The sequence below is a fragment of the Bacteroidales bacterium genome, assembly GCA_014860585.1.
Classification (GTDB): Bacteria; Bacteroidota; Bacteroidia; order Bacteroidales; family 4484-276; genus RZYY01.
Map to the genome: position 1 here is coordinate 70,164 of JACZJL010000107.1, position 13,557 is coordinate 83,720.

Genomic DNA, 13,557 nt, shown 5'->3' on the forward strand with positions numbered 1-13,557 from the left:
TTTTAACTAAAACTTAACAGCATCCCATAAATTTAAAGTTGTTATTTGCATATTCAAAATCATTCTAAATAGATTTGCTATTGCAATGATTTTTTGCGTTTTAACAAAATCATCTATTCACTTAAACATTCGAATTTATGAGCACTTATTACAAATTTACCAGCACATTTTACAAGGTACTTTTTCTATTTGCTGCACTCAGCTTAACATTGCCGCTGAGTTCGCAAGTATTGACCAAACCCGATAATGATCCGGGTAAAAATGACCCGGCTCAGGAGAATAAAACTTCCACCTCCGGGAAAGAATCAGACAAAGTTGCAACTTACGCACCCCTTGACATCGTTGATGCACTTGCTCCTCAGGCCGTAACTTACCAGGAAATGGAGTTGCGGGCTAAGTACCACACATATATACCCGGTGAAATAGTAGTTGCGATGGAGTTGGGAACCTCTAAAGCCAATGCTGCATCGGTTCTGGGGCAGTTTAACTGGCAGGGTCTTTTTGTGCAGCAAGGGGTCAAACTTAGTTCGGTGTTAATGAAAGTTGACCGGGGCTCTTTTCGCAGCATTGCGCTGGTGCTTTTATCTTTGCCTGAAGGCCTGGAGGTGTTTGACGCAATGAAAAAGCTGGAAGGCAAAAGTGGTGTTTTATGGAGTTCACCCAATTTCATCTATGACGGTGACCCCCGCGAATTCATTCCCAACGACCCCAGTTATGCTTCTCAGTATCATCACCCATTAATGAATAATCATCTGGCCTGGGATATTACTCTTGGCAGCTCATCCATAATTGTTGGAATAACCGATGATGGCGTGGAACTGACACACAGCGATCTGGCGCCAAATATTTGGGTTAATGCCGGAGAAATAGCAGGTAATGGTATAGATGACGACGGTAATGGTTACATAGACGATGTAAACGGATGGGATTTTTCCAACGGAAATAACAACCCGAATCCTGACCAGCCATCTCATAGCCATGGTACACACGTTGCAGGTATCACTGCCGCACGCACCGACAATGCGATAGGTGTGGCAGGCGTCGCTGGTCATTCCACGATCATGCCGCTTCAGTTTTATAACAATATAACCTGGACAGCGGCTATGATCAACGAGACATTTACTTATGCTGCCGATAACGGAGCTAAAATTGTCAACACAAGTTATAACATTGATGGTTGGGTTGGTGACCCTGTGTTCACTGCCGGCTTACAATACCTCTATGACGCCGGGGTATTGCATCTTAATTCAGCAGGAAATAACAGCCAGCTTAACCCTCCACGCCAGGCATTTCAGCAAACATTGTTGGTTGCAAGCACCGATAACGCTGATGTAAAGAGCAGCTTCAGTAACTACGGAAATGGCGTTGATGTATCGGCGCCGGGAAGTTTGATTCTTTCAACAGTTACTGGGAACAGCTATGATTATTATTCCGGAACCAGTATGGCTACACCCAATGCTGCGGGAGTGGCAGCGCTGATCTGGTCTGCTAATCCAACCTGGACACGCGACCAGGTGGCCGCTCAATTGCTGGCGACAGCCGACAATATAGATGCGTCAAATCCGACACGTATCGGCCTGCTTGGATCAGGACGGGTAAACAGCTATGCTGCACTAACTGCTGCTTTAGAACCACCTCAGGTCAAATCGTTGGTGGGCTTACCTGCTGAAGGAACCACAGTTTTAACAGGCGATGTAAATACTTTCTCAGTAGTTTTTAACCAGGTGATGAACCCTGCTTCAGTTAACGACCTCGCAAATTTTGAACTGCGCTCAGCAGGACTGAACGGAATTTTCGGCGATGCTGATGACGAACTGGTCCCATTGACTACCAACCTGGTTTATATGGTGGGAACAAACCAAATGACTTTCCAGATTTCGAACCTCCCCCTTACTTGCGGTAATTATCGCTTCAGCCTTCTTTCCGGCGGACTGGAAAATCCATTTGGAACTGACCTGGACGGAGATGGAAATGGTACTGGCGGAGATCATTACGTGCGCAATTTCAGTGTTGTGGATAACTACTATTATTTCGATGGCGATGGCGACGGATATGGAACCGGTGCGCCGTTGGCAATTTGCTCTCCTGGTTCAGATTATGTTTTACTTGGTGGCGACTGCGATGATGCTGACCCACTTATCAATCCGGGCGCTTCAGAAATGTGTGATGGGGTGGATAACAATTGTGATGGAATAGTAGATTTTCCGTCTGGTGAATCTTATGTCAGTTCCGATGTTCCTATGGCCATTTCAACGTCAGGCACACCTACCGTAACATCCACACTTACCATCAGCGGAGCAACAGGTGATATCGTAGATTTGAATGTAAAAAATCTTGATGTGCTGCATACCTGGATGGGAGACCTTAAAGTGACCCTAACTTCGCCGGGAGGAACCGTTTTCATTTTATTCGATCGCCCTGGCTACAACGGATCCGGTTTTGGATGTTCCCAAAATAATATCCTGGTAACTTTTGATGATGAGGCCGCACTTACTGCTGATGATTTTGAAACCACTTGCAATTCATCATCAACCACAACTCCTCCTCACACTTATGCCATCTCAGGCAGCTACCAGCCGATTGACCTCTTATCCTCTCTCAATGGGACAAGCCCAAATGGTTTATGGACACTCACTGTATTTGATAGCTATACCGGTGATGGTGGATCAATCGAAGGATGGGGACTGGAAATCTCAGTGCCGGTTGCCACCACCACTTATTACGCAGATACTGATGGCGATGGATACGGAGACCTGCTGAGCAGCGTTGAGCTTGGTTGTACTCCAACAGATGGATTTGTGCTTGATAACACCGACTGCGATGATACCAATCCTGACATTAACCCCGCTGCTACAGAAGTTTGCGATGGCGTGGACAACAACTGCGATGGACAAATAGATGAAGGTGGTATTTGCTGCCCTCCCAATAGTACTTATACTATCAACGACCTGGGCGATGAGCCGGATGTTATTCCTGGCGACGGGATTTGCGCTACAGCATCAGGCGTTTGTACCCTGAGAGCGGCAGTAATGGAAGTTAACGCACTTACCGGCTGTTCACCACTTACAATAGACTTCGACATTACAGGTACAATTGACCTTTCTACTTCATTACCTGCAATAAACCATCCCGATCTGATCATAGATGGTCCGGGAGCTGAGCAACTAACTGTTCAACGTAGCTCAGCTGTTGGTACACCAGAATTTAGGATTTTTACTATAAATACGGCTAAAACAGTATTAATAGATGACCTGACTTTGAGAAATGGTTACGCACAAAATGGAGGCGCCATCCAAAACAATGGTGATCTTACCGTTAACCATTGTATAATAAGTGGAAATACCGGAACAGGAAATGGCGGGGGTGGTATTGCAAATTATGGCATTCTCGTCATGAATAATTGCCTTGTATCCGGAAATACTTCGACTTTTTCGGGTGGTGGACTACTTCAAATCAATGGGGGAACTACAACAGCCACCTCGTGCAGGTTCACCGAAAATTCAGCACTTTACAGTTCAGCCATCGGGAATCAGGGTATCAGTATTCCGGCACAGATGTATTTTATCAACTGCATTATCGATGGCAACATTTCAAACTCCGAATCTGCATTGGGAACTATTGCCAGTGGAGCTGCTACCTCGGTGAACTTGTTGAATTGTTCCGTTATCGGAAATACGGGACCATATGGTGTTATTTGTAACTCAAATGCTGGCGCAAGTACATTGACCTATCAGAATTCAATCTTTTATAATCCCGGTTCAACCAATATTGCTGGTAGTGGATTTAGTTCGCTGGGTAACAATATTAGCAGCGATGGATCAGGCAACCTTACGGAATCCGGCGATATGCCGAATACTGATCCAAACCTGGCATCATTAACAGATCCGTTTCCGCTGGAATGTTCACCGGCTATCGATAATGGCAATGACGATGCCAATTCAACTGCTAACGATTTTGCCGGTAATCCGCGCAAGTTTGATGCTATCCCTGGTGGTAGTGTCATCGATATTGGCGCCTATGAGTATCAAAATCAATCGCCTGTAACCGGGGATCCTTCCCAGTTTGGCGACAATGTTTGGAATGTGTATGCCTGGAATGCAGGTGGTGCTCAAATACCAAATAACGATGCATGGAATCTGAACTATTCGGGTTACTATGTGGAAACCAATCTAAGCTTCAATACCGAGGACAGGTGGCCTCAGGCAGGCTCTCCGTCAGATGCTGACGGATATGTTGGCTGTCCGGTAGGTATCGATTATCACTCTTTCAGTTATAAGCGTAAGGGATTTTCTGACGGTGTTTATACCATAAATGTTGACAACCATGATGATGCTGCACAGCTCTTTATAAATGGAACCAATGTTTGGGAGCATAATGGTTGTTGCGATAGCCATCCCGGTGTCTGGGCAGGAACACTAGGCGCAGGTGATGAAGTTGAATTCCGTGTAACAGAAGCCGGAGGAGGAAGCCTCGGAAAATTATCCTTTATTCCCGGTGACCCGACTCAGTTTGGCAATGGTGCCTGGAATGTATACGTTTGGAATGCCGGAGGAGCCGGTATCCCAAACAATAGTTCATGGGCTCTGAATTATTCCGGCTATTACGTTGATGATAACCTAAATATCGATACCCAGGACAGATGGGATCTGACCGGAGCCCCTTCAGATGCATCAGGCTATCAGGGCAATCCGGTTGGCATCGACTATCATTCATATAGTTACAAGCGTAAAGGTTTTCCTGCTGGTTCTTATGAACTGGATGTGGATGGCCATGACGATGCCGCCCAACTGTTCATTAACGGAACCAAAGTTTGGGAACACAATGGCTGTTGCGATGTTCACCACAATGTTTGGTCAGGCACACTGGGGCTAACTGATGAAATAGAGTTCCGCGTAACTGAAGGGGGTGGAGGAAGCCTCGGAGCACTAACCTTTGTTGAATGCCCGGGTATCAGCAGAATCTTTGTGGACGCTGATGCCACAGGAGCCAATACCGGTGCCTCATGGACTGATGCTTTCACTGATCTGCAAGCCGCCTTTTCTCATCTGTGTTCTGAAGTTACAGAAGTATGGGTAGCCAGTGGTACTTATTATCCAACCACAGGCACTGACCGCACTGTTTCATTCATTATGAAAAATGGAACTGCCATTTATGGTGGTTTTGAAGGTACCGAAGATCCTCTGTCATTTAATTTAGATGACCGTGATTTTACTGCAAATGAAACCATCCTGAGTGGAGACATTGGCGCAGTTAACGATACCTCCGATAACAGTTACCATGTTGTGTTTAACTACCATACTTACCTGGATAACTCAGCCGTTATTGATGGTTTTACAATTACAGGTGGCAATGCAAATAGTGATATTGCTCCCCACAGGTCTGGTGGAGGATTTATGAACAGGCTTTCTGCCCCAGCAATCAGTAATTGCATAATAAAAGAGAATTTTGCTGTTCTGCACGGAGCCGGAATTTGGCAATATGATCCGTCCAACACGTCTTACATAAGTAACAGTTCTATACTCTATAATTCAGCCGGCAATTGGGGCGGGGGAATTTTTGCATGGAATGATTTAGATGTAAGTGATTGCATATTTGATGGTAATCATGCAGATAATGCGGGAGGCATATTTATGGGCAATGGGGTTTTGGAACTCGCCAACTCAATAGTCAAAAATAATACAACAGTTTATCAGGGAAGCGCTATAAATATTCAGGACAGCCCAGGTTCCACAATTACCAATTGCCTCATTACAGGTAATTCCAGCGAGACTTCGCAGGGTGGCATCGCAAATTACAACTCTTATGGCCCAACTTCAGTGTTAACACTGATCAATACTACGATTGCTAATAACACATCGCAAGCCCCTTATGCAGGAGTATGGTCAGCAGGAACAAACTCAAAAATAAACTTAATAAATTCACTTGTTGCTAATAACAGCCCTGTTAACTTTTATGCTGATGCGGGAAGTACAATAAGCGATTTCATTTCGATGGGCAATAACCTCGACAGCGACGGAACAAGTGGCTTTTTAAATGGAACCAATGGAGATATCGTAGGATTTGATCCACTTTTTATCTCTGATGATGATTTCCACTTACAGCCATGTTCACCTGCTATTGATGCCGGAAATAACACGGATGCTCCCGGTGATGACCTCGACGGAAATGCCAGACCTTTCAGTCCCATGGGAAATGACCCTGCAACTGTGGATATAGGCTGCTTTGAATATAGCATAACAACAGATATCTGTGCAATCTGCCCTGCGATGGCCGATGCAGGAAATGATGGTGGTATTTTCCCGGGTGATCAATATGAGATTCTGGATGCTACAGCTGAGAACTATATTTCAGTATTTTGGACTACAAGCGGTGATGGCAGTTTTGATGATGAAACTATATTAAATCCGCTTTATACGCCAGGTATTAACGATATTGCAGCCGGAGGTGTTGAATTAACTTTGTCGATTGAAGGCTTAAATACCTGTGGAATTGGAGATAACGACCAGATGTTCCTGAGTATTTACCAGCCGCCAACAGTCGAAATTACTGCTCCACTTGATGGTGATATTTTTTATGATTATGCACTGACAGTTGAAGGAACTGCTGCCGATATCAACAACGATTTAGTAGTAATTTTTGTTAACCTGAATGGCGGTGGATGGGAACCGGCCACAGGAACCAATAACTGGTCGAAAGACCTGATGCTGGCCACTGGCGAAAACCTGATCCAGGCCAAAGCCATGGATGCACAAGGACTTGAATCAGCCATTTCAGAGATAACAGTAATCCTGAGCATTCAGATTATTTCCATCCCTGAAGGCTGGTCAATCATCTCTTCTTACCTCAACCCCAATGATCCTGCCCTTGAAGTTGTAATGGAAGACGTCACCATTCCCGGCAACCTTACCATAATGCTTGGTAAAAACGGAATCTTCTGGCCGGATTATAGTATCAACACCATTGGTAACTGGAACGTTTTTGAAGGTTACAAGGTAAAATATCAGCAGGCTGTAGAACTCACTATTCATGGTAATAAACTAAACGACAACAGCGTAACCTTTAGCGAAGGTTTCCACATCATTCCGGTATTGTCCAATGTTCCTTCACTTATTTCAGAGATTTTTGCAGACCCGGCCAATGATCTAAAATACATGTTCGATCTTACATCCGGGCAAATTTACTGGCCGCTGGGTGGCATCCAAACACTTACAACGCTGTTGCCGGGCAAAGGATACCTTGCCAATTTCAATAAGCAGGTAAACCTGAATTTCCCCGAATACCAGGCATTGAAATCGTCAGCCGTTGTACCTGATTTTGTTTCTGAGCAAAGGGGTCCGTGGGAATATTCCAGATCCGGTGAAGTACATTTCATTTCACTCTTTGCCCAGGCCGTTGATGAACTTGGTCAATACTCACACATCGGGGCATTCAACAGCAATGGTGATTGTATCGGCTTTGCCGAATTAGCAGGAAAAAATCAGAACATACTTCTGACTGTTTACGGCAATGATGCCACCAACGAGAATAAAACTGGCGCCGATGTTGGTGAAATGATTACTTTCAGGGGTTATGATCCTGCAACCGGCAGGGAAATGACACTGGAAGCAATCTATGATCATACATTTACCAATCACGACGGGTTATTTGCCCTGAACGGACTTTCAGCGATTGTGGATTTCAAGGAAAGTACAACAGGTTTCGGAGTACAAGCACTGAGTTCACAGATCAGTGTGTATCCCAATCCGGCTGATGATCTTGTCACCATTTACATAAGCAGCAACGATCGTGAAGTTACTTATGCTATTTCAGATGTTGATGGAAAACTTGTTTATCAATCCAACTTTTCAGGAAGCGAAACGTCACTCAATGTGAGCGATTTCAAACCAGGTATTTATATGATCAGGTTGGAGATCGGCGGGGAAATCTTTACCAGGAGACTGGTGGTGATGTAACCTGTCATGATTATTTAATCCATCCTATTTACCAATAGCATCCTGCATTTGCGGGATACGATCGGAGAGTAAAACAGCCGGGGTTTCGACTCCGGCTGTTTGTTTGTAAATTAGGCTGCAAGTTACTCTCAGGCTAATTCGTAATCAAGTCGTTTTTTCCGGATATCGATGTTTTTGACGCGTATGCGGATCGGGTCTCCGAGTTTGTATTCGCGCTGGTGGCGGTGGCCTACTACCTTGTAGTTTTCTTCGTCGAGGTAGTAAAAATCGTCATCCATATCCTGCAATCTGATCATCCCCTCGCATTTGTTTTCTTTGATCTCAGCAAAAATTCCATATTTGGACACACCGGAAATCAGGCTGTCGAACTCCTGACCAATTTTGTCCGACATGTATTCGGCCTGTTTGTATTTCACTGACGACCGTTCGGCATCCTGTGCTTTGCGTTCCATTTCGGAGGAATGCTTGCATTTCTCTTCGTATTCAGTAATTTCTACCGATGGTTTTTTGTCGAGGTAACGCTGCAATAACCGGTGAACCATCAGATCGGGATAACGGCGGATAGGAGAGGTGAAATGGGTGTAAAAAGGAAACGCCAGCCCATAATGCCCTATATTTTGTGTTGAGTACTCGGCTTTGGCCATTGTACGAACGGCAAGGGTTTCCACAAGGTTTTCCTCACCCTTGCCATGTACTTTTTCGAACAAATCGTTGAAGGATTTGGCAAGGCTTCGCTCGGAACTGATTTTAATCTTGTAGCCCAGTTTCCCTACAAACTGGATAAACTGGTTGAGTTTTTCGGGTGAAGGCTGATCGTGAATACGATACACAAAAGTCTTTGGTTCGATGGTACCGCGCTTTCGCCCGATTCGCTCTGCCACGCGACGGTTGGCCAGCAGCATGAAATCCTCGATCAGGAAATTGGATTCTTTTTGCTCTTTAATAAAAACATCAATGGGCTTTCCCTTTTCATCCAACTTAAATTTCACTTCCTGTGTGTGAAAACTGATGGCGCCTTTGCTGAAGCGGGCATCTTTGAGTTTGGATGCCAGCCCCCAGAGCACTTTTATTTCTTCGGCCAGGTCACCCGTACCACTTTCGATAATCTGCTGTGCTTCCTCATAATTGAATCGCCTGTCACTGTTGATGATGGTTCGGCCAAACCATTCATTGATAATCTTTGCGTTGTCGTCTAGTTCAAAAACCGCCGAAAAGCAGAGCTTGTCTTCATTTGGCCGGAGCGAACATACATTATTGGATAGTTTTTCCGGTAACATTGGGATTACCCGGTCAACCAGGTAAATGGAGGTGGCGCGCTCAAACGCCTCCTTGTCGGTTAATGTACCGGGCTTAACGTAATAAGAAACATCGGCAATGTGAACACCCACTTCATGGTTGCCGTTGGCAAGTTTTCGATACGATAGGGCATCATCAAAATCCTTGGCATCAAAAGGATCGATGGTGAACGTAGTGATCTTCCTGAAATCTTTCCGGCTTTTGATTTCCTGTTCAGGTATTTCGATCGGTATTCTTGCTACTTCTTTTTCCACCTCCTTTGAAAACGAGAGCGGGAAGTCGTTTTCGACCAGGATAGCCTGCATTTCCACTTCGTTATCGCCGGGCTTACCCAGTACCTGCACCACTTCGCCAAACGGGTTGTTGGCATGTTCGGGCCATTCGGTCATTCTCACCACCACTTTTTCGCCGTGTCTGGCGTTGTTCAGATTCGACAGTGGAATAAAAATATCAACCGGCATTGACGGACTTTCAGAAATCATGAAAGCAAATTTGGCCGATTTTTCTATTGTTCCTACAAAATTGGTTTTGGCTCTTTTGATGATTTCGATAACTTCGCCTTCCGGTTTGTGTCCTTTCCTGCGGGGGAAAAGACGCACTTTCACCTCATCGCCATGAAGTGCATGGCCGGTGTGGTTAGAACCGATGAAGACATCCTCGCCCAGGTCGGGTGATGTCACATAGGCCTTTCCTGTTTGCTTCATATCAACCTTACCGGTAATAGTGGCTTTAAACCCTTTTTCTGTACTCAGCTTTTCCGGATTGGCTTTGAATTTGCCACGCCGCAACTGCTCCAGTTCGCCAAGCGAAGTAAGTTCAAGCATCACTTCACTCAACAGGTTTTTGGAGGCTTTATCGTGTGCCCCCATTACATGTGCAATCTGCTTGTAGTTGAAAGAGCCAAAAGGATTTTCGGCGAAATGATTGCGTACCCCTGCAATAATTGCTTTCCTGCCAAGGCGTACTTTCCCGGCGGAATCTTTTTTTGGAGGTTTTGGTTTTTTTGCCATAATGATTTGTATTGGAGGTTGCGAAGGTAGGTAAAGTTTAGCAAATACCCACTCTCCAAAATCAATGCATTAAAATCACCAATTCAATCCAAACAGAATTTAATGTTTAATTTCGCGGCCTCAAAATCACTAATGTCATCTGATATGAGTAATAAACTGATGGATCCGATCGGCAAACTTATGGGGTTGCGTTACAAGTCGCATCCCTGGCATGGTGTTGAAATAGGGCATGAGGCTCCCGAAACGATCACGTGTTTCATCGAAATGGTGCCAACCGACACTGTGAAATATGAAATTGACAAGGAGACCGGCTATTTGAAGATTGATCGCCCGCAGAAGTATTCCAACGTCATTCCCGCCCTCTATGGTTTTATACCTCAAACATTTTGTGCTGATAAAGTAGCTTCTTACTGCATGGAGAAAACGGGCAGAACCGACATTGTTGGCGACCTTGATCCACTTGATATCTGCATCCTGTCAGAAAAGGCAATTGCCCATGGAGACATCCTGGTTAAAGCCCGTCCTATCGGCGGATTCAGGATGATTGACGGAAACCAGGCCGATGACAAGATCGTGGCCGTGCTGCACAACGATGCTGTTTACGGCGATTACAAAGACCTGGCGGATTGCTCACTGATCGTAATTGACCGGCTGAAACATTATTTTCTTACCTATAAAGATCTCCCCGGACGTCCACGTGATGCCGAAATCACCCATACTTACGGGATCGAAGAAGCCCATGAAGTGATCAGAAGATCGATGCAGGATTATCAGCAGAAATTCGAAAACCTTCGGATGATGCTTTCCAATGTATGATCCCCGGCACACTGAACACATTGGTAAAAATCATTGTTTTACTTTTGCACCCAAATTTAACAACAAATTATGTCTAAAAACCTTGTAATTGTCGAGTCGCCGGCTAAAGCGAAAACGATTGAGCGATTTCTTGGAAAAGATTATACCGTGAAGTCCAGTTTTGGACACGTGCGCGACCTTTCCAAAAAACAACTCGGAGTGGATGTAGCCAATGGCTTTAAGCCAAACTACGAAATTGCAGATGATAAGAAGAAGGTCATTGCCGAATTAAAAAAATTGGCCTCACAAGCAGAAATGATCTGGCTGGCTACTGACGAGGACCGCGAAGGAGAAGCCATCTCGTGGCATTTGTTCGACACACTGAAACTTGAAGAAATCAATACAAAAAGGATTGTTTTTCATGAGATCACCAAATCGGCCATTGATCATGCCATTAAAAACCCCCGCACCATCGACCTCAACCTTGTCGATGCCCAGCAGGCACGCCGTGTGTTGGACCGTTTGGTAGGCTTTGAGCTTTCGCCATTACTTTGGCGAAAAGTTAAACCGGCACTTTCTGCCGGCAGGGTGCAATCAGTGGCAGTCAGGCTCATCGTTGAGCGGGAAGAAGAAATTAAAAGCTTTAAAATTGCACCTTACTATCGTGTGACTGCCGAGTTTGAAGTGACAGAAGGAAAAAAAACCAGCATCCTCAAGGCTGAACTGCCGCAGCGCTTCGATACAAAAGAGAAGGCTGTAGGTTTTCTCAATCGCTGCATGAATGCCGAGTTTACGGTAAGCGATATCGAAACCAGGCCATTTCAGAAATCACCCGCACCGCCATTTACTACTTCAACCCTACAGCAGGAAGCCAGCAGGAAACTGGGCTTTAGCGTTGCCAAAACCATGCAGGTTGCCCAGCAACTTTATGAATCGGGGAAGATCACCTACATGAGAACTGACTCTGTAAACCTCTCCGACCTTGCACTCAATATGGCAAAAAACGAAGTCCTTGCCCAGTTTGGAGAAAAATACCACCAATTCAGAAAATATTCTACAAAGACCAAAGGTGCACAGGAGGCACACGAAGCCATCCGCCCCTCGTATTTCGACCAGAACACCATTGAGGGAACCGCCGATCAGAAGAAATTGTACAGCCTGATCTGGAAACGAACCATCGCCTCCCAGATGAGCAATGCCAACCTGGAGCGTACCACTGTGAATATAGCCATTTCAACCCAGCCTGATTTTTTCCAGGCAAAAGGAGAGGTCATCCTGTTTGATGGGTTTTTGAAGGTATACCTCGAATCAACCGATGACGACGATGCAGAAGAAAAAAGAGGAATGCTCCCAGCCTTAATTGCCGGACAAAAGCTACCGCTCATCCAGATGGATGCCACTGAGCGTTTTACTCAACCGCCCACAAGGTACAACGAAGCCACCCTGGTTAAAAAACTCGAAGAACTTGGCATCGGCCGGCCATCAACTTATGCTCCGATTATCTCTACCGTGCAAAAGCGGGAATACGTCTTTAAGGGAGATGACGACGGCCTATCAAGGGATTACAAGATATTTACCCTAAAGGCGGGCAAAATCAAAGAGTCGTCGAAATCTGAAAAAACGGGCCAGACAAAAGGGAAACTCGTCCCTACCGATATCGGAATTGTTGTGACCAAGTTCCTGATGCAATATTTTGACAATATCATGGACTACCAGTTTACAGCTACCGTGGAAAAGCAATTTGATGAAATTGCCCTTGGACAAAAGGTCTGGAACAAAATGATTGATGAGTTTTATAAACCTTTCCACAAACACGTGGAAAGCACGATTGAGAAAAGTGAAAAATTCAGTGGTGAGCGTTTAATCGGAACAGACCCTCAAACCGGTAAGAATATTTTTGCCAAAATCGGCCGCTTTGGTCCCATCGTTCAGATTGGTGATACTGAAAGCGAGGAGAAACCCCGTTTTTCAGCATTGAAAAAGGGGCAGACCCTCGATAATATTACCCTTGACGAAGCCCTTGATCTTTTCAAACTTCCGCGCACTATCGGAATCTATGAAGAAGAAGAAATGGTAGCCTCAACAGGCCGGTTTGGACCTTATATTCGTCACAGGTCCAAGTTTTATTCGCTCAGCAAAGGATTTGATCCCCTGACTTTGGATGCGGTTACTGCTATTGATATCATCGAAAAGAAAAGAAAACAGGACAGCGAAAAAACCATCCTCTCATTTGGGGATGAAGACGCGGTGCAGGTGCTCAACGGTCGATGGGGCCCTTATATCAGCTACCAAAAGAACAACTATAAAATTCCAAAGGGCACCGACCCCAAAACACTGACACTTGAGGACTGTCAGGAGATCATCAGGGCAACCGGAAGTGATTCAAAACCTGCAGCCAGGAAAAATTCTCCGGCAACAAAAAAAACAACTCCTGCAGCCGGGAAGAAATCTCCTGCAACCAGTAAAACAAAAAGAACAGCCAAAGCTAAAAAATAAACCTGGAA

General features: G+C 45.1%; 4 protein-coding genes. 3 read left to right on the forward strand and 1 reads right to left on the reverse strand.

Going from position 1 to position 13,557, the window contains the following annotated elements:
- Positions 1–137 precede the first annotated feature (137 nt).
- Positions 138–7,952, forward strand: coding sequence for a S8 family serine peptidase (locus tag IH598_11420; GenBank protein MBE0639120.1), 7,815 nt, complete (start codon positions 138–140; stop codon positions 7,950–7,952).
- A gap of 128 nt (positions 7,953–8,080) precedes the next feature.
- Here IH598_11420 and rnr read toward each other — a convergent pair whose 3' ends face one another.
- Complete coding sequence (gene rnr, locus IH598_11425; protein ID MBE0639121.1) at positions 8,081–10,258, reverse strand: ribonuclease R; 2,178 nt, start codon at positions 10,256–10,258, stop codon at positions 8,081–8,083.
- A 144-nt stretch (positions 10,259–10,402) separates the two neighbouring features.
- Here rnr and IH598_11430 point away from each other — a divergent pair, with 144 nt between their 5' ends.
- A complete protein-coding gene (locus IH598_11430) occupies positions 10,403–11,074 on the forward strand; it encodes an inorganic pyrophosphatase (GenBank protein MBE0639122.1) in 672 nt (223 codons plus the stop codon).
- 69 nt (positions 11,075–11,143) lie between these two features.
- The gene (topA, locus tag IH598_11435) at positions 11,144–13,549 is read left to right on the forward strand and encodes a type I DNA topoisomerase (protein MBE0639123.1); all 2,406 of its coding nucleotides are present in this window, start codon (positions 11,144–11,146) and stop codon (positions 13,547–13,549) included.
- Positions 13,550–13,557: the final 8 nt, after the last annotated feature.